Origin of the sequence: Verrucomicrobium sp. 3C (genome assembly GCF_000379365.1) — a bacterium.
Classification (GTDB): domain Bacteria; phylum Verrucomicrobiota; class Verrucomicrobiia; order Methylacidiphilales; family Methylacidiphilaceae; genus Methylacidimicrobium.
This window is the reverse complement of the sequence record NZ_KB901875.1, coordinates 556,550-574,085: the sequence shown is the minus strand read 5'-3', so window position 1 is coordinate 574,085 and position 17,536 is coordinate 556,550. Positions and strand designations below refer to the sequence as shown.

General features: G+C 63.4%; 14 protein-coding genes and 2 pseudogenes. 10 read left to right on the top strand and 6 right to left on the bottom strand.

The window, feature by feature from the left end:
• The first annotated feature begins 22 nt into the window (after positions 1-22).
• Together A37A_RS0103390 and A37A_RS18050 are read left to right on the top strand one after the other, a co-directional pair.
• Positions 23-427, top strand: coding sequence for a hypothetical protein (locus tag A37A_RS0103390; protein WP_020493952.1), 405 nt, complete (start codon positions 23-25; stop codon positions 425-427).
• 114 nt (positions 428-541) lie between these two features.
• Positions 542-2,137 (top strand): 26S protease regulatory subunit, encoded by a 1,596-nt coding sequence (locus tag A37A_RS18050; RefSeq protein WP_018290124.1) that lies wholly within the window; start codon positions 542-544, stop codon positions 2,135-2,137.
• Between the two features lie 179 nt (positions 2,138-2,316).
• On the opposite strand, the gene rmuC is transcribed toward A37A_RS18050, so the two are convergent.
• Positions 2,317-3,801: a DNA recombination protein RmuC gene (gene rmuC / locus A37A_RS0103380; RefSeq protein WP_018290123.1), complete on the bottom strand. Its 1,485-nt coding sequence runs from the start codon at positions 3,799-3,801 to the stop codon at positions 2,317-2,319.
• Positions 3,802-4,005: 204 nt separating this feature from the next.
• Here rmuC and A37A_RS0103370 point away from each other — a divergent pair, with 204 nt between their 5' ends.
• Entirely contained in the window at positions 4,006-4,479 is a 474-nt protein-coding gene (locus A37A_RS0103370; protein ID WP_020493950.1) for a hypothetical protein, read from the top strand.
• On the top strand, positions 4,368-4,943 hold the full coding sequence (locus A37A_RS0103365; protein WP_231363748.1) for a hypothetical protein: 576 nt from the start codon (positions 4,368-4,370) through the stop codon (positions 4,941-4,943). Before A37A_RS0103370 ends, A37A_RS0103365 begins: the two co-directional genes overlap by 112 nt.
• 128 nt (positions 4,944-5,071) lie before the next feature.
• Here the strand turns inward: A37A_RS0103365 and A37A_RS21725 are convergent.
• The 3 genes and pseudogenes from A37A_RS21725 to A37A_RS21190 all read right to left on the bottom strand — a co-directional run.
• A pseudogene (locus A37A_RS21725) lies at positions 5,072-5,464 on the bottom strand (hypothetical protein); the annotation flags it as partial.
• On the bottom strand, positions 5,422-6,165 hold the full coding sequence (locus tag A37A_RS21720; protein WP_343122729.1) for an ISAs1 family transposase: 744 nt from the start codon (positions 6,163-6,165) through the stop codon (positions 5,422-5,424). The gene A37A_RS21720 and the pseudogene A37A_RS21725, both read right to left, overlap by 43 nt.
• A 334-nt stretch (positions 6,166-6,499) precedes the next feature.
• Positions 6,500-6,853 (bottom strand): annotated as a pseudogene (locus tag A37A_RS21190) (Druantia anti-phage system protein DruA); the annotation flags it as partial.
• 325 nt (positions 6,854-7,178) lie between these two features.
• Between A37A_RS21190 and A37A_RS18045 the strand changes: the two are divergent.
• The 6 genes from A37A_RS18045 (at position 7,179) to A37A_RS0103320 (ending at position 15,839) form a co-directional block, all read left to right on the top strand.
• Positions 7,179-8,636 (top strand): sugar transferase, encoded by a 1,458-nt coding sequence (locus tag A37A_RS18045; RefSeq protein WP_081616267.1) that lies wholly within the window; start codon positions 7,179-7,181, stop codon positions 8,634-8,636.
• Positions 8,637-8,761: 125 nt separating this feature from the next.
• On the top strand, positions 8,762-9,790 hold the full coding sequence (locus A37A_RS0103340; protein WP_020493946.1) for a hypothetical protein: 1,029 nt from the start codon (positions 8,762-8,764) through the stop codon (positions 9,788-9,790).
• A gap of 68 nt (positions 9,791-9,858) precedes the next feature.
• Complete coding sequence (locus A37A_RS0103335) at positions 9,859-10,956, top strand: polysaccharide biosynthesis/export family protein (RefSeq protein ID WP_196799481.1); 1,098 nt, start codon at positions 9,859-9,861, stop codon at positions 10,954-10,956.
• A 48-nt stretch (positions 10,957-11,004) separates the two neighbouring features.
• Complete coding sequence (locus tag A37A_RS0103330) at positions 11,005-13,203, top strand: polysaccharide biosynthesis tyrosine autokinase (RefSeq protein WP_020493945.1); 2,199 nt, start codon at positions 11,005-11,007, stop codon at positions 13,201-13,203.
• A gap of 7 nt (positions 13,204-13,210) precedes the next feature.
• Entirely contained in the window at positions 13,211-14,383 is a 1,173-nt protein-coding gene (locus A37A_RS20495; RefSeq protein WP_018290115.1) for a hypothetical protein, read from the top strand.
• Positions 14,304-15,839: an O-antigen ligase gene (locus tag A37A_RS0103320; protein WP_196799480.1), complete on the top strand. Its 1,536-nt coding sequence runs from the start codon at positions 14,304-14,306 to the stop codon at positions 15,837-15,839. The genes A37A_RS20495 and A37A_RS0103320 overlap by 80 nt, the downstream gene beginning before the upstream one ends.
• Positions 15,840-16,580: 741 nt before the next feature.
• Here the strand turns inward: A37A_RS0103320 and A37A_RS21715 are convergent.
• Together A37A_RS21715 and A37A_RS21710 are read right to left on the bottom strand one after the other, a co-directional pair.
• Positions 16,581-16,973, bottom strand: coding sequence for a hypothetical protein (locus tag A37A_RS21715; protein WP_255324902.1), 393 nt, complete (start codon positions 16,971-16,973; stop codon positions 16,581-16,583).
• The coding region (locus A37A_RS21710; RefSeq protein WP_155996592.1) for an ISAs1 family transposase at positions 16,931-17,536 on the bottom strand (606 nt) is incomplete at its 5' end. The genes A37A_RS21715 and A37A_RS21710, both read right to left, overlap by 43 nt.

The following is a 17,536-nucleotide window of genomic DNA, read 5'->3' as shown; positions in this document are numbered from 1 at the left end:
AACCCTGAAAAAGGAAAATACAATGAAAAAGCGAACTCTTCTCTTGGCTTCGATGGTGCTGCTCGGAATCGGATTGGCGGCATCCCCTCTCTATTCCCAGGAGCGCCAGTCCGACAGCTCGATGCAACTCCACCACATGCATGCGGTCATCAACCATGCGGTCGAGATGGCGGCCGAAGGCTCCAATCTGGTGATGCTTGGTGAAATGCAGATGGCCCCCGGAACGGACGATCTGGCGGCCGAGCATGGCAAAGGGGCGATTCGCGAAGCGAAGGCGCTGGTCAAAAGAGTCATGGAGAGCAAGGCGATGGCCGAGCTCCACAAGCAAGGGCAGGGGGAGAGCCGCGAAATGGCTTACACCCATAAGCTCGCAGAGGCAGCCAACGCCTACATCGATCTGCTGGCCGAGATGTGCTCGATTAAATGATTGAGGTAAGATAAGGAAAGTCGGCGGCTTGCGCCCCTCTCGTCCGGTCGCTCCCCGTCACCAATGCGCGGATGATCCCTCGGGTCCGCCGGGTAGCAAACCAAGGCGATTCCCATGTCCCAAAAACCAGATCGGCAGAGGACGGCGGGCGGGGAGGGGGTCGGAGAGGCAGGATCCGGCCGCAACGAAGCCCTCTTCGACCTTCTCGCCTCTCTCGGCGTCGAGGAGACGGTGGTGGAGCGCCACTTCTCTGAGTTCGAAGGACCCGCGCGGAACCTCTTGGATTGGATTCAGGGCCATGCCCGGATCTGCGGAATCTGGGGCGAGATCGGGTACGACGGCAAACCGAAAGGATCGCCCGAGCTGTCGGTCCTGGCCAACGGGGACCTCTGTCCGGTCGAAGCGGTCGTGCAGGCCGAGATCGGTAGAGAAAGCTTCCTGTTCGAGTTCAGCAGGAAGTATTCGAGTGACCGGTTACGGGTGCGCGTTCGCACGCATCCGCGGAACGTGCAGCGCATCGAATCGATCCTTTTCCAAAGCTGGGGTCATCGCGTAGTGGTCGAGCGTCGCTTCCGCTCCCTGCGCTCTCTCTGCCGCCTCTTCCAGGAAGTTTCCAGCGGCTTCGAGGGAGTGACGATCCGCTCCGACCGATCCCAAGGAGCCCCGAAATTGGCGATGGATCCCGTCCTAGGACTCTATCCGACCGATTTGCAGCTCGAAGCCCGGAAAGGAGCGTCGCTCTTCCGCTTCCGTTTCTTGGGCCAGTCGCTCTCCGTGGAATGTGCCTGGGAGGCGGCTGCCGAAGTGCGGGAACTCTTGGAAACGGCAGAGCCTCCGTCCGACGAAGAGGGGGCGGGGCCCTGTGCTGCAGTTCGGGTCTCGGAAGCGTCTTGGGAGGACCTCGGAGGCATGCCGGAGGTCGAGCGGACGATGCGGGATCTGATCGAATATCCCCTCCGCAACCCCGAGCCCTATCGGCGCATGGGCCTGGCTCCGTCCAAGGGGATCCTGCTCGTCGGTCCGGCCGGCACGGGAAAGACGACGATCGCCAAGATCTTGGCCAGTCAGCTCGATGCGCTCTTCCTTTCGGTTTCGGCCAGCGACATCAACTCGATGTGGCATGGGGAGAGCGAAAAGAACGTAGCTAGGCTCTTTGAGGATGCTCGTCGCATCGCCTCCGGCGGGCGGCTGGTCGTTCTCTTCTTCGATGAGATCGACGGTCTCCGCACGAATCGGGACGAAATGGGCGCCGAGGGCGTCACGCGCCGCACCTTCGGCGAACTCTGCCGGGAAATGGACGGCCTGCGCCAAAACACGGGGATTGCCGTGCTTGCGGCAACCAACCGGTTCGAGGATCTGGATCCCGCCCTGGTTCGGCCCGGGCGCTTCGACCGCAAGATCGAGATCGGCCTCCCCGCCGAAGCGGCTCGCGCCGCCATCCTCCGGATCCATCTCCGAAAGATCCCCGGCAGCGAGAAGCTGGCGATCGAGCCGCTGGCCGCAGTTACCGAGGGCCTTTCCGGAGCCGAGCTGGCAGCCATCTGCCAGCGGGCCGCTTTCCTGGCCATCCGCCGCCATGCGACTGGGTGCGGAGTGTCCCTTGTCGACCTGCGGGGATTCTTTTTGGAAGGCCTCTTCCTTGAGCAGGAGGACCTCGTCTGCGCCGTAGAGGAGATTCGTCGGGAGAAGGATCCGGGGTCGATCCGCTAAAACTCGGGAAGCGCGGGAATCGGCGACCGGAAGGCGTGACTTCCGTCTCGTCCTTCGCGGCAAGCCCGATTTCTGAAACAAGGGGGATCTTCGAAAGCCGACCCAAGACGGCGGCGCGATCGCCGGCTCTCCGCAAGGGAAGCCGAAGCGGGATTGGAACCCGCCCAATCGCAAAAGAACTATCCCGTTCCTCCGTTCCCCGGGCCTTCCTCCAGCAGCTCCGGCTCCTGCAGGAGGCGGGCCGACTGGTCGATCGGTTCCGGGGTCTCGATGACCGCTTCTTCCGGGGCCGCCTGGAGCCCCGTAAAACGCCTCGCCGTCACCAGCACCCGCGATTCGAGAGTGGCCGTTGCCTTGTTGTAGGCCTTGATCGCCTGCTCCATCCCCTTGCCGACCCCGGCCCAATGGTCGGCCAGGGTGGTGATCCGCTTGTAGAGGGTTCGGCCCAGCTCGCTGATCGCCCGGGCGTTTTCGGTGAGCGCTTCCTGTTGCCAGCCGTAGGCGACCGCTTGCAAAAGGGCGATCAAGGTCGTCGGCGTTGCCGGGATCACCCGCTTCCCGACCCCGTAGTCGAGGAGCCCCGGGTCCTGCTGGAGGGCCGCCGAGAAGAACATCTCCCCCGGCAGGAAGAGGACGACGAACTCCGGGGTCGGCGCGAACTGCTCCCAATAGGCCTTCTTGCTCAGATTGGCGATATGCTCCCGGACCTGCCGGGCATGGTCGGCCAGCCGGGCGATCCTCGCCGGCTCGTCGGACGCCTCGACCGCTTCCAGGTAGGCGGCGATCGGCGCCTTCGCATCGATGACGATCTGCTTTCCCCCGGGAAGCCGGATGATCAGGTCCGGCCGCAGCCGGCCCTCTTCCCTCTCCACGCTCGTCTGCTCGAGGAAGTCGCAACGCTCGACCATCCCCGCCATCTCGACGACCCGCCGGAGCTGCATCTCCCCCCACCGCCCGCGCGCCACCGGCTGCCGGAGAGCCTTGACCAGGTTGGCGGTTTCGCTGCGAAGCTGGGGCAGGTGGGTCTCCACCAGCGCCTTGAGCTGCTCGTAAAGCGCGCTGTAGGCCCCGATCCGGCTCCGCTCGATCTCTCCCAGCTTCCCGTCGACCTTCTGGAGCGATTCGCGGATCGGCTGCGTCAAGGCCTCCACCGCCGTCTTCCGGGCCTCGAGCTCGGCCTTCGCTCCTTCCTGGAACTGGGCGAAGTTTTCCCGGGCGAGCGTCAGGAAAGCCTCGTTGTTCTGCCGGAGCGCCTCCGCGGAAAGCCCGCGGAATGCCTCTCCGAACTTGGCCCGAGCCTCCTCCAGGATTTGGAGCTTTTCCTGGGCTGCTTTTTCCGTTTGGAAAAGCCGGCTCTGGAGTTCGGCAATCCGCATCTGAGCTTCCCCGAGCTCGGCCCGGCTTTCCTGAAGCTCGGCTTCCAAGCCGGGGAGCCGGCTCGCCTTCTCCTCGGCTGCCGCCCGCCGTTCGGTCTCCCCTCGCAGGGCGGCTGTGGCTTCCTCGACGGCGCGCTTCTTTTCTGCGAGCTCCGCTTCCGATCGGTCTCGGGCGCTCTCCGCCGCCGCCAGCTTGGCTCGCTCCGCCGGTCGCGTTCCCCTTCCTAAGAGCCAGGCCGCCGCAGCCCCGAGCGCCGCTCCAGCCAACCCAATCCACCAGGTGTCCATGGTCTCTCCTATCGGGGAGAGTCTCCCCGAGGGCGGAGCCGGTCAACGGAAAACCCGAAAAGATCCTTTTGCTGGGGCAGCGATGCGAAACGAATGGCGCCGGATGACTCTTTCGGCCGGTTGCCGCATCAAAGAAAGGATACCGAACCAATCGGTGCGGTGCGGTCCGTTGCCCTTCCCGACCTTTGAGGCTGCAGTCGAGCCGTGAGCATTCCGATCCGGTCCATCGACGAGTTCCTGGCCGCGCGCCGGGAGCATCTGGAGTGGAGGGAGGCGATCCGCCGGAAAATCCTTACCGAGGAGCTGCTCGGGCTTCCGGCCAAGCTCGAAAAGGCCGAGCTCGAACGGAGGGAGGATTCTCGGGAGATCCAGGAGTCGATCCAGGGGCTAACCGAAACAACCCGGGCGCTCGCCCAACAGCAGGAAAGGACCGAGGCTACGCTTCAGTCCTTCATGGAATCGACGCAGGCGTTTCAGCGTTCCATGGAGGAGTTCCAACGCTCTATGGAGACGTTTCAGCGTTCCATGGAAGAGTTCAAGGAGGCGAGGAGAAAAGACTGGACGCCTTGGAGGCCACGCTCCAGTCCTTTCTGGACTCCACGGAAAGGCGGTTTATCGCGGTCGAGAAGCTGCTGGCTGGCACGAGCATCAAACTGGACGGACTGGACCGGGAGGTGACGCAGCGCGATGCCGTGGAGAAGCTGGACAACTACCTGCACAAGCGGATGGATCCGCTGGAGGTTCTGGAGCGGCGGCTGCTCAGCCGCATTTTTGCTGCTGCTGACAGGGCCGGCGCGATTACCGAGGAGGAGCGCGATCAACTGGGGTATGCGGACGCTCTCGCGGTGGGAGAGGATAAGGAGACGGGGGAGCCCGCCTGTGCCGTGGCGGAACTTTCGGCGACGGAGGACGTCCACGATGTGAAGAGAGCCGATGTGCGCTCTAAGCTCTTTCTGAAGGCATTGAGGGCAGCGGTTGAGTCCATGCCCAAGCAGTGGGAGAAGCTCCTGCCTCGCCTTCCCGCTAAATCTTACCCCCTGGTGATCGGGCGGCGGATCACCGAGGAGGCGCGCCGGGAAGCGGAACGGCTGAGCGTTCTCTTCGCGAACTACCGCAACGGCTACGACCGGCAGGGGCCGTGACGGTCCGGGGCCGGCGGGCGTCCTCCCGCCGAAGAGGAACTCCCGGGCGCTAACCTAAGAAGCTTTAGGTTCCTTAACGCCATAAAGCCCACGGCGGCGGATTGCGCCAGGGTCTTTTGTTTTGGAGTTCATGCGACGGCAAGGATGGCCAGACATTGTTTAGGGGTGGAGCAGAATCGTTCGCGGAACTGCGGGAGGGATTGTTCGCCGAGGCGTTCGGAGAGGAGCGAGAGGAGGGCATTACGGATGAGCGCCAAGTTGGCCAGCAGGTTGGCCTGACAGGAGCGGGAACCGTCTTCGCCCATCAGGACATCGCGTCGCCAATGGTTGCGGATTTCGATCCCGCCCCAATGTCCTCGGATCCAGTTCAACCATTCTTGGGGCGAATACTGATTCGGTGGCGCGCTGGAGAGGTAGTAACGGGACTCGGTGGTGGTGAGGCCGCTTTTTTTCTTCGTGCGGTGGCTGCGCACCACGATCAGGGCGCGGGCAAAGGGGAAGTCGACGGCCAGGGGCTCGATGGGGAAGGCATGGAGTTGGCGGATTTCGACTCGGCCATGACCGATTTGGTTGTCGGTAAAAAGGGGGTGTCGGGCAAGGCGTCCAAGGCTTGAGCCTCTTGAAGCAATCGCGGCTGGTTTCCCTTGATCCCGAACAGGTAATCGCCCCCTTTTTCGACGATGAGGCGGGCCTGGCGCCGCTGACAGTGCAACGGGTCGCCGGTGATGATTTTGCCATCCAGGGCCGGCAGCTTTTCCAGCAGCGCCACCGCCGCGCTTTGTTCGCAACGGGGCGTGCCCTGCTTTTGGTCGTAGACCGCCACCGCTTGCGGGGCGCCGTCCTCCTGTTGGGCCAAGGTCAGGAGGCCAATGTGGTGACGAATCATTTTGCCGTCCATGGCCAGCGCCTGCGGCAGCGTGCCGCTCTGCGCTTGCAACCAGTCGGTGAGCCTGACAGCGAAGGCTTCGGGATCCATGCGGGTGAGCACTTGGTAGAAGACACTGTAGCCGGGAACCTGATGAAAGCCTCGGGTGCCTTTCTTGAGCGGCAAGCCCAGCCGACGGCGCTGGGGTTGGGTCAGCGTAGTGGCAAACCGGGCGATCTCGGCGATCTCCCGCCGCCCGGCCAAAAGCGCCATCGCGATCAAGGTCAATACCGGCCCGACCGGATAGTGGGCGTTCTTCTTGCGCGGATCGGGCGCTTTCCAAAAGACCTCCAGCAACGATTCGACTTGCTGGGCGTTGACCGGCAGCGTGCCCGAGGGCCTCGCGCTCAAACCGGCGCGGCACTCTTCGGGTAATTGGACCGCTCGTAACGTTTGCCGCGCTTGCGCCGAAAGAGGACGCAGCCAGAGCCGCTTGGGCCGGTCGTTGGGCAGATAAAAATCGGCCCGATGGCGGCTGTAGCCCGCGCTGTAGCCTACCGCCTCCCAGTTGCTCGCCTTGTAGCAGGTCCCCGCATAGGCCTCCGGGATCGGTGAAGCTCTTCGGCCAAAAGAGCGGAGTGTAGCCAAAGCGATCCCGCCACTGCCCCGGCAACGCCCGCAAGGCCGCTCCCAAAGCTTGGGAGGCCAGATTGGGCGCCTGCCCCTTGGGAGTGAGCAGCAGAAAACGCCGATTTTGTACGATCAACTTGAGCCGCTCCACCCGCTGTACGGCGCTCCATCCAATCCACCGATCCCGATCCTTGAGCGCGTAGCAGGCCGGCCCCAAACCCAGCAGCGCCACCGCCTGCCCATCTTGGGCAATGACCTGGCGCAAATAGTCGCCCACCGATCGCCCCGCCCCCAGATAGTGGCGTTCCTTCAACTGCCCATCGAACCATTCGATTTCTTCGGGAAAACTGGCAATCGAAACTTCCAGTCCGCAATCCCTTGGCCCACCGGTTCCTGAATGGAAATGCTGTTTCATCGAGCCTATGGCATCGAAAAAGTCGCCTCATGTCTAGCCTTTCTTTCCCTCCCTGGCGCAGAATCACTTGGCCGTTCATAAAAAAAGACCCTGCGGATTGCGCTTGTCCATGCCCCTTTTGTCTTGGTACAAGCCTAAGCGGCAGTCAGAGGGCAGCCAGTTACAGGGCAGCCCGTAGGAGTCGTCGCGCCGGTCGGGCCGTAAGGCCAATGTCCGTGACGTATTTTTACAGGTCACAAAAAAGGAGTCTGGCGTTCCCGAGAGCGGAGCGGCCAAGGGCGGCAGCTTCTCTTCAAAAATGCGGACTCGGGGGGAGCCGGTGGCCATGACCTCCCCCAACCTGCCTTTGATCGCGGGAAGGGGAGCGGCCCGGGGGGTCTGGGCGGGGAGCCGCGGCGTTCGCCAGGACCGGTTGGCGGTCCTCGTGGACAGCCTCCTGATACTCGCCGCCGGAATCCTGGTCTTCTGGCTGCGCACCTCCGTGGAGGGAGGAACGATCACCTGGGAGAGGAGCTACCGTCATTTGGGCTTTCTCCTGCTCTATCTGGCCCTAGTCCTCCTCTTCCTCCAGCGCGAAGGAGTATACACGCTCGCCTGGGCGAGGGGCGAGAGCCGGGAGCTCTGGGCGGTGGCCAAGGGCGTCTTGCAAGGGGCGGTCCTGCTCATGGTCGTCTTTTACATGGCGCGGATGCCGATCAGCCGCCTCATGGTCCTATGGCTCTGCGGGATGTCCCTGGTTGCCTTGCCTGCGTGGCGGGTCTTGTTCTGGAATCTCGCGCGGCGGGATGTCGACGCAGGAAATGGATGGCATCATGTGCTCATCGTGGGAGCCGGTCCCCGCAGCCGGGAACTCGCGGGGAGCCTTTCGGCGTCCGCCCACCTGGGGGTCTTCGTCCGGGGCTTCGTCGACGACTCCGAGGGAGAAGGGATTCTAGGGAAGATCGCCGACCTTCCGCAGATCCTCGACCGCTTCCTGGTCGACGAGGTCTTCATCGCCCGTTCCTTGGAAAGGGAGCAGTGGGAGCTGATCGCCGCGGAGGCGCGCGCCCGTCGCAAGAACGTCTGGCTCCTTCCGGTCCATCCGGCGGAAGGATCGGCCATCCGGCCCGACTGGCGGGCGCTCGAGCTGATCGCCGGCCGACCGATCGTGCCGGTCCATTGGGAGCCCGTGCCGGTGCTCTGCCTTTTGCTCAAGCGCGCCATCGATTTCGGGGGATCGCTTGCCGGTCTTCTCCTGCTCTCCCCCCTCTTCCTCGGGCTGGCGATCGCGATCAAGGCCCACGACGGAGGCCCGGTCTTCTATCGCTCCGCCCGGATCGGACGGAAAGGGAGGACCTTCCTCTGCTGGAAGTTCCGGACCATGATACCGGATGCGGACGCCAGGAAAGCGGAGCTCGCCACCCGGAACGAGCGGCAGGGGCCGATGTTCAAGATCTCGGACGACCCCCGGATCACCCCAATCGGCCGGATCCTGCGCAAGTACAGCCTCGATGAGCTTCCACAGCTCTGGAACGTACTCAAAGGGGAAATGTCCCTAGTCGGACCCCGCCCCCCCACGCCCGACGAGGTGGCCCGCTACGAGGAGCTGAGCGTCGGCTACTATCGCCGGCTCGACGTGAAGCCGGGAATGACCAGCCTCTGGGCCGTCGAAGCCCGGAGCGACCCCCGCTTCGAGCGGGCGGTCGAGCTCGACCGCTACTACATCGAGCACTGGAGTCCCTGGCTGGATATTCAGATCCTTTTCCGGACGATTCCCGCGGTTTTCGGCGGAAAGGGGAAGTAGTGGCTTCCCATGTGGGCGAACGTGTGGGCAAGAAAAGCGTTGACGCGGGTAAGAAATTCCCTAAACCTTTCACAGGTTTTGTGTATAAGGGAAAACCACAGCCAGAAAAACAACGGGGAGGAAAGATGAACTATAGGAAAAAGGATTCGGTGGGACTGCTTCGTTCGAAGAAGCTGTCTCGATTCTGGACGGCAACGTCCTTGGCAGGTACAGCGGCGATCCTGATGGCGACAGCCCCGATTTCGCCCGCGCTCTGGGCGGCATCGGTGGCGGCTGCTTCCGTGGGCAACGTTACTGGTGTGGGGACTTTGGCCCAAAACGGAATCCATCTTCCGCTCAGAGGCGGCAACATGCCGCTGGCGAGCGGAGCTCGGATTGAGACCCAAGACGGCACCGCCCGGGTCAATCTGTTGGGTGGCGGCTCGATCGCTCTTGGGCCCTACGGGTCGATGGTCCTCCAGAAAACCGGGACGGGTGTCGTAGCAAAGGTAGAGTCGGGAATCGTCCGCTTCCGTCTGCCCGCCGGCTCGCGCCTCGTCTTTGAGAGTGAGAAGTTCCATGCGACCTCCACCGGCAAGGAGCTTCGCGAAGGAGAGATCCTTTTGGGCGCCTATGGCAACACGGCGATCTACATGACCAAGGGGAGTCTGCCGGTTGAAGATTTGGCTACACACAAGGTGACGCTCGCCACCGCCGGGAACCCGGTCGATGTCGGCACCGGGGCCGTTGCGAAGATCAAGCGTACCCAAGCTCCCGCTGGCCTCGAAGAAGGGGACACAACCCTACCCGCCGGGGCGAAGCCGGTCTACGGCATGAACGGCCAGTCGTTCGGGTATGTACCGCAGGAGGGTGGATTCGCCCTTCAGAAAGGGGTCGTACCGCCGATCAACAAGACGTTCACCGACGCCGATGTCCCGGCCGATGCGGGTCAGCCGGCGGGAGCGACTGCAGGCTTTGCCAAGAACGGAAGCTACAAGGGCTATCTGTATAAGAACGTCTGGTACCCCTACGGTCAGAAAGCCGTCGGCGGCGGTGGATTGCCCTGGTGGGTGTGGGTCGCAACCTTGGCGGCCGTGGGTGCCGGTGTTGGTGCTGCGGCGGCGTTTACTACCACGCCCTCGACGGCCGTGCCGGTGACATCGACGAGCCCATAAGCGGCTCGCTCGGGGAGGCCGGTGAGACCAGGCCCGTTTAGCTACCGCATTACTGCATGAAGAGCCGCTTGCGCAAGTTGTCGGTGCGAGCGGCTCTCTCGCATGCCATGCTCGCGCTCATGGCTGCGCTTGCCCTAGGCGCCTGCTCGAGCACCAAGGCGCCGGTTCCTCCGCTGGTCACCACATACCCGGGAGGTAGTCTCGACTCCCCGAACAGTCGGATCAACCATGTCGTCTTGGGGCAGGCGACGCAGGAACCCGATCGTAACGAAGCCCCCTTGGGAGGCGGGGACCTTCTTGAGATCCAGGTGGCCGATGTGCCGGAGCTGAGGAACGTTAAGATGCGGGTGACCCCCGCCGGAACCATATTGCTGCCGCTTTTAGGCCAGCTCCGGGTGGAGGGGATGACGGCCGAGGAGCTTCACGAGAAGCTGCGGACGCTGCTTGCGGAAAAGTATGTGAGGAATCCCCAGGTTTCCGTCTCGGTCGCCGAGATGCGCAGCCACAAGGTAGCCGTGATGGGGCAAGTCCAGCATCCCGGCCTTTTTGACATGAGCACTCGGATGCGCGTTACCGATGCAATCGGGATGGCCGGGGGTCTCAAGGATGAGGCTTCGCCAAGAGTCTACCTGTTGCGGCGCTTGCCGGAGCGCCCTTCGACCGCGGGCAAAAAGGCGCCCGCCTCTTCGGGGCCGGAACAGGGAGCGAAAACAGTTTCTCCGGGCGGGCTCGCTCCAGGCATCGTGGAAATCGACTTGCGGCAACTGCTGGATGGCAGGGGGGAGAGGGGAAATCTCCTCCTGCGCCCCGGCGATATTGTGGAGGTGCCGCGCGCGGGAACGGTCTACGTGGGCGGCAACGTCAAAAGTCCAAAGGCGGTCGACATCCTTGGAGGACAAATGACGGCGCAGCAGGCCATCATCGCCGCGGGTGGGCCGAGTCAGATTGGGGAGATGAGCAAAGTCAGGGTCTATCGGCTGCTACCCAACGGACAGCGGCAGGAGATCAAGCTCGACCTCAGTAAAAAGAACAGCGGCCGAGTCGACTTTGCGCTCCAAAAAGAGGATGTGGTCATCGTTGGGTTTAGCGGCGGGATGGTCGCGTGGACCGTCGTGAAGGACCTCATCTATCCGGGAATCATGGCGGTCTGGCTACTTGGGATGTAGTCTCCAATGGAGGAAATTCAACCAAGGCCGCGGGAAAGTCTCGGGCCCTTGGCTTCCGGGGCGCAGGCTTTGGCGGAGCCCTATCCGGAAGAGGGGGGTTGGGAGGGAGTGCGTGCCCTCCTCTCCGATGTCAACCGCTACCGCGGAGCGGCTCTCACCTTCTTTGGCTGCGTCTTCGTTTTGACGGTCGTGGTGACCTTCACGCAGAAGCCGGTCTACGAAGCGGCCGCCGTGGTGAAGATCGGCACCGGGGCGGGGAACTCGATCCTCCCCTATCGGCAGGTCGGCGACGAGTCGGCCAACGCCTTCGAGTATGACACCGTCTACAAAACCGAACTTGAGATTTTGAGGAGCCGAGGGTTGGCCGCCCGGGTGGTCGAGCGGCTCGATCTGGAGGAGCATCCGGACTGGTTCGGCCTCAAGGCGGCTTCGCTACAGGCGACTCAAAAAGGCGACGCGGAGGGGGAGGTCCACGCTTCTCCTTTGGTGGGCATCCTCATGGGGTCTCTCATGGTAGAATCGGTCAAGGGTACGCGGCTCGTGCGGATTCGATGCGAAAGTGGCCAGCCGATTGTCGCCATGCGGCTCGCCAACGGGTATGCCGATTCGTTCATCAACTTCGGCCTCGACCGGAAGCTCGAGGCGAACCGTCATGCGCGGAAGTTTCTGGCGGGTCAAATGGATGCCCTACGGAAGAAGATGGCCCAAAGCGAGGAGCGGCTCGCGGACTTCATGGCAGAGGCGGGGATCGCGCGTTTGTCCCCCCAGGAAAAGGCCCCGGCCGAGAAGGAGGTGGCCCAGATCAGGGATTCGCTCTTGCGCGCCCGGCTCCGGATGCTGGAGAAGGAGATCCGGCTCGAGCGAGCGAAGGCTGCGCTCGCCGACGGTAGGGCAGGCGTGCCCGAAAATCCCTACACGCTGGAAATCAAGAAGCTTCTCCTCAAGGAGGTCGCTAGGTACAACCAGATGGAGGAGACCTACAAGCCCGAGTATCCGGGCATGACGCGGCTTCACGCGGAAATCGAAGGGCTGAAGGAGGAACTCGCCCAGGAAAAGGAGGGGAGCGTAGCCGACCTCGAGGCCGACTTCGAGGCGGCTAAGGCGAACTACGAAAGCCTGGAGCAGGAGTTTCAGCACTCGATGGAAAAGGTGCGCGGGGAGGGCAAGGCCCTGGCGCACTATGCCATGCTCAAGCGCGAGGCCGACACCGATCGGGAGATGTACGCGAGCGTCATGAAGCGGATGCGCGAGACCGACATCACCTCGGCCCTCAATGCGAGCAACGTCGAGGTGGTCGAGAGCGCCCAGATCCCCGGCTTCCCGTCCCGCCCGAAGAAAGGCCGCAACCTGCTCCTCGGTTTTCTGGGCGGGGGGATGGGCGGAATCGGGTTGGCTATCGGCTTGGCGAAGTTCGATACCCGGCTCCGTGGAAAGGACGAGGTCGAGCGGGCCTTGTGCCTTCCCGTCCTGGGTATGGTTCCAGATACCCAGAAGCTCCAGGCCAAAGGGATCGACGAGATCCCTACCGGCATTCCGATGGCCCTCGCGACGCACGTGTCACCCGACTCGGCGGTAAGCAACTCCTTTCGCCAGATCCGCACCCTTCTTCATTACAGCCTACCCGACCGGCGACCGCAGTTGATGCTCATCACGAGTTCCCAGATGGGGGAGGGAAAGACGTCGACGGTCATCAACACCGGCACCGTCCTCGGCCAGCAGGGTACGGTCCTCCTGGTCGATTGCGACCTGCGCCGCCCCAATCTTCACAAGACCTTGGGGCTCCGTCCCCATCCGGGACTCTCCGAGCTGCTGACCAACCAGGCGGGGCTGGAACAGGCCGTCCAGCCGACCGCTCTCCCTAACGTCTGGGCGATCGGAGCGGGCCGCACTCCCTGCCACCCCGCCGATCTTCTCGGCGCGGCGGCGATGGCCTACCTCTGCCAGTGGGCCCGCTCCCACTTCGGCTACGTCCTGCTCGATTGTCCGCCCTTGACCGGCATGCCCGACGCCGCGGTCTTGGGGACTCTGGTCGACGGTGCCATCCTGGTGCTCCGCGATGGACAGGTCGACCGCTCGGAAGCGCGCCGGGTCGTCGAGACCCTCTTGGTCGTTAATACGCGGATCCTCGGGATCATCCTCAACCGGGTGCAGACGTCGGCCCGATCCTACTGCGCCTATCATTACGCCTACCGGCTTCCCGAGGAGCAAGGGCAGCCGCCGTCTGGTGGCTTCTCTGAGCGGTCCTGAAACGAGCATGCCGCCAACCAAGGCGATCGAGTCCGAGAGCGGTCCGACGGTTCCTCTGCGAAGCCGGAGCTTGGGAATTCTGGGTAGTGGATGCCTGCTTCTCCTCTTGGCCGTCCGCCTGCTCGATTCGCAGAGCCCGAGGGAGCGGCTCCTCGTGGCACCGCTCCAGCCGGAGCGGTGGCTTGCCCTCGCCCAGGAGCGAGCGAATCAAGGAAGGCTCGATGAGGGCAAGGCGATGCTCGCCGAATGCCGAAGGGAAGCGGGGCCGGTCAGCTCGATTCGCCTCAAGGCGGCGACTTTGGCGATCGAGCTGGGGGAGCTTCGCACGGCCTTCCGCGATCTCCGGCTTGTCTTCCGCTACGATCCCGATCTGCGTCGCCAAGCGGCCTACATCGCGAAGGCGACTTGGGGAAAAGAAGGCGCGCTTCGGCTCGTTCCGACAAAAGACTCCCGGCTGCTCGCCGCCTACTTCGACCTCGCGCTGAAGGAGCAGTGGCTGGGCGAGGCGGCCCAGCTCTGGGCGCGGGCGGAGCGGGAAAGGAAGCCGTTCGACACCGCGCTTTCCCGCCGCTACGTGGAAGCGCTCTGGGAAGCGGGCCAGCTCTCCGACGCGAGGAAGGCCTGGGAGAACCTCTATCCCGGGGGAGGCATCGTCTCGAACGGGGGATTCGAGCAGGAGCTCGTGGGATGGGGCTTCGGATGGAGGACCAAGCGACAGAACGGTGTGGGCGTCCGCCGGGATCAGGAGCAGGCTTCGGCGGGGAAGACCTCCCTCCGGATCCGCCTGAGCGGACTTGCGGTGGAAAGCGACCATGTCTTTGTCGAACAGACGGTCCTCTTGACCCCCGGCCATCGTTACGAGCTGCGCGCGAAGGGCAAGGCCGAGGAACTCACGAGCAGCTCGGGGCTGGTCCTCGAAGTCTGCGACGCGGAAACCGGTACCGTGTGGGCGACCACTCCCGTACTAGGCGGCACGACCGATTGGTCCGAGCTTGCGGTTCCGGTGGATGTACCTTCTGACGGCGGCCCGGCACTCTTGCAGATCAAATGGAAAGGGACCTCCGAGTGGGAACCCCCCACCTATGGGATGGCGTGGTTCGATGAGATGGAGATCGTCGACTCAGTACCGGGAATCGACTTCCGGGGAGCCTCGTCCGCACCCGGAATCCGCGCGCCCTAGCCGGCTCTCCCGCTGGACCGAAGGAATCCTCGAGGGGGGGGCGCTCGGAGTGCTCGTGCTGGCCCCCTGGCTCTTCGGTGCCGTCGAACCCTGGGCGCAGGCCGCAGTCTTCTCTGCCACCGCGTTGCTCCTGGCCGTCTGGATAGTTCGAGCGTCCGCCACGGGAAGGCCCTTGCATCTCCCGTCAGGGTGGATCCCGGCCGTCTGCTTCCTGGCCTGGGTGAGCTTTCAGGTGATGCCGATCCCCTCGGGCCTCGTTGCGTTGCTCTGCCCGGAGCGCTTCCGACTGGAGCAGCAGGCGGCACATCTTCTCGGAATCTCAGCCCCGAGATGGTTTGCGCTCTCGGTCGATCCTCAGATGACCCGGCGCTATGCCTGGGAATTTGCAGGAATTGGCCTGTATGCTGTTCTTCTCTGGAACATTGTTTCGGATGGTCGCCGGCTTCGTCGGCTCCTGCTTGCCATCTTGGCCGCAGGTGCGGCTTTGACGCTCTTCGGAATCATCCAGCGAGCGACATGGAACGGTTACCTCTACTGGGTTCGCCCGATCCATGGCGGTGATCCCTTTGGCCCCTACGTCAATCGGAGTCACATGGGGGGTCTGCTCCTGTTGATCGTCCTGCTGGGGCTCGGCTACCTCTCGGCTCAGTCGCTACGATGGGAGAACGACCAACGCTTCGACTGGCGGACTTGGGTGCGGCTGCCGCCGGATGAGCTCTTCGAGCGGCTCCTTCTTCCGCTGCTTCTCCTCATCATGGCGGCGGGTGTGCTGACCTCGAAATCGCGCGGGGCGATGGTGAGCCTCCTCCTTGCCCTCTTCCTCATGGCACTCTGGTTTGCGTCCCAAGGACGGGAGGAGCGAAGGGGCTTGCTGGGAATCGCAGGGTTTTTCGTGGCCGGGCTTCTTGCTGCCCTCTGGATCGCGGCCGATCTTTTTCTAGGCGCGACCGAGCGGCTTGGGGGCGAGGCACTGGCCCTCGATCAGAGCCCCCGCCTAGCGCTCTGGCCGGAGGCTCTGGAGCTTTGGCGCCGCTTTGCCTGGACGGGGACAGGGTTAGGGACCTTTGATTTCGCATTCGGTCTGGTGCGTACGGTCTTTCCCGGCAACCACGCGGTCACCCATGCCGAGAGCGATTACATGCAGCTTCTCTGTGATACAGGGGTGGTGGGTCTCGGGTTGGCGTTCTGGTTGATCCTGGCGCTGCTAATGGCGGGATCGCGGTCTCTGGCCCGAACGGAGGGTCGAAGGCGCAAGAGACTGGTGCTCGGCGGGCTCGTTGCGGTGATCAGCGCCTGCTTGCAGGGGATAGCAAACTTTGATTTGAGCATCATGGCCAACTGGCTCTATGTGGTGGCGGCGATTGTAGTGATGGGAAAGGGAGGGGATCTGGGGGCCAGCGCCGGCGGCCGCTGGGCTCGAGGTGGGGAGACAAGCCAAGAGTCAGAGTTCGCATGATTGCCGGCTAGAAAATCTCGGTCCGTTGCCCGTTGAATCGCCGTGGGGATCGCCGGCGTAGTCGTCGCATTCTGGCCCAGGGTGATTCTCATACCTTTACCTCGGCTTTCCAGCTTGCGACAACCTCCCGAAGCACCGCCCGCCCGATCAGCAACAGACGGCGATTTTCTAGATTATAAGCATGCGATTACCCTGACACCTACGTTCTGGAGGACGCGTGGTGACCTTTTTTCCGAATCTGGAGGGAAGGAAGGCAAGACATTTGGGCATGTTCTGGGCTGAACTGCATGCGCCTCGGCATCTTGCCTTACCGACTCTTGCGGGGTATCGGGCCGTCTTGCGCTCCCTCCCAGTAAGGGCGGAACTCGGCACGGGATCGCTGTAGACGGGCGCCCTCTGGTGGTAGAGTCGATCGTACGAGAAGGCTCGTAGAGAGCGATGCTGGAAGCAGCTTATGCCTTTTGGTTGGATTACATTGGCGGGTCGCTCCGGCTCCTATGTCGTCCCGAGGACGGAGAGGAGTGTATCTGCTTGCACACAAGGATAAGGCATCTGCATGTACCAACTGCGACATGGGGGTCATCGGCCTCGGGCGGGCGCTCTGGCTCTTGCGCGCCCCCGGGCCTTCGCGGGATCGCGGGCTTTGGCCCCGGGCCGAAGGCCATGCGCGGCAGCGGCTCCTTGTGTGGACTCATCTCGGCGCTGGCGTGCTCCCGCGCCCAGGGTCTTTTGTTTTAGAGTTCATGCGGCGGCAAGGATGGCCAGACATTGTTTAGGACTGGAGCAGAATCGTTCGCGGAACTGCGGGAGGGATTGTTCGCCGAGGCGTTCGGAGAGGAGCGAGAGGAGGGCGTTACGGATGAGCGCCAAGTTGGCCAGCAGGTTGGGCTGGCGAGAGCGGGAACGGTCTTCGCCCATCAGGACATCGCGTCGCCAATGATTGCGGATTTCGGCTCCGCCCCAATGTCCTCGGATCAAGTCCAACGATTCTTGGGGCGAATACTGATCCGGTGGCGCGCTGGAGAGGTAGTAACGGGACTCGGTGGTGGTGAGGCCGCTCTTTTTCTTCGTTCGCTGGCTGCGCACCACGATCAGGGCGCGGGCAAAGGGGAAGTCGACGGCCAGGGGCTCGATGGGGAAGGCATGGAGCCTGCGGGTTTCGACCTGGCCATGACCGGATTGGTTGTCGGCAAAAAGGGGGTGTCGGGCAAGGCGTCCAAGGCTTGCGCCTCTTGGAGCAAACGAGGCTGATTTCCCTTGATCCCGAACAGGTAATCGCCCCCTTTTTCGACGATGAGACGGGCCTGGCGCCGCTGACAATGCAATGGGTCGGCCGTGATGATTTTGCCATCCAGGGCCGGCAGCTTTTCCAGCAGTGCCACCGCCGCGCTTTGTTCGCAACGGGGCGTGCCCTGCTTTTGGTCGTGGACCGCCGCCGCTTGCGGGGCGCCATCCTCCTGTTGGGCCAAGGTCAGGAGGCCAATGTGATGACGAATCATTTTGCCGTCCAAGGCCAGCGCCTGCGGCAGCGTGCCGCCCTGTGCTTGCAACCAGTCGGTGAGCCTGGAAGCGAAGGCTTCGGGATCCATGCGGGTGAGCACCTGGTAGAAGACACTGTAGCCGGGAACCGGATGAAAGCCTCCGGTGCCCTTCTTGAGCGGCAAGCCCAGCCGACGGCGCTGGGGCTGGGTCAGACT

What these genes read in the sequence shown, in the direction of transcription:
- A37A_RS0103390 (WP_020493952.1), top strand. Translation starts at nt 23, where the DNA reads ATGAAAAAGCGAACTCTTCTCTTGGCTTCGATGGTGCTGCTCGGAATC.
- A37A_RS18050 (WP_018290124.1), top strand. Translation starts at nt 542, where the DNA reads ATGTCCCAAAAACCAGATCGGCAGAGGACGGCGGGCGGGGAGGGGGTC.
- rmuC (WP_018290123.1), bottom strand. Translation starts at nt 3,801, where the DNA reads ATGGACACCTGGTGGATTGGGTTGGCTGGAGCGGCGCTCGGGGCTGCG.
- A37A_RS18045 (WP_081616267.1), top strand. Translation starts at nt 7,179, where the DNA reads ATGACCTCCCCCAACCTGCCTTTGATCGCGGGAAGGGGAGCGGCCCGG.
- A37A_RS0103340 (WP_020493946.1), top strand. Translation starts at nt 8,762, where the DNA reads ATGAACTATAGGAAAAAGGATTCGGTGGGACTGCTTCGTTCGAAGAAG.
- A37A_RS20495 (WP_018290115.1), top strand. Translation starts at nt 13,211, where the DNA reads ATGCCGCCAACCAAGGCGATCGAGTCCGAGAGCGGTCCGACGGTTCCT.
- A37A_RS0103320 (WP_196799480.1), top strand. Translation starts at nt 14,304, where the DNA reads ATGAGATGGAGATCGTCGACTCAGTACCGGGAATCGACTTCCGGGGAG.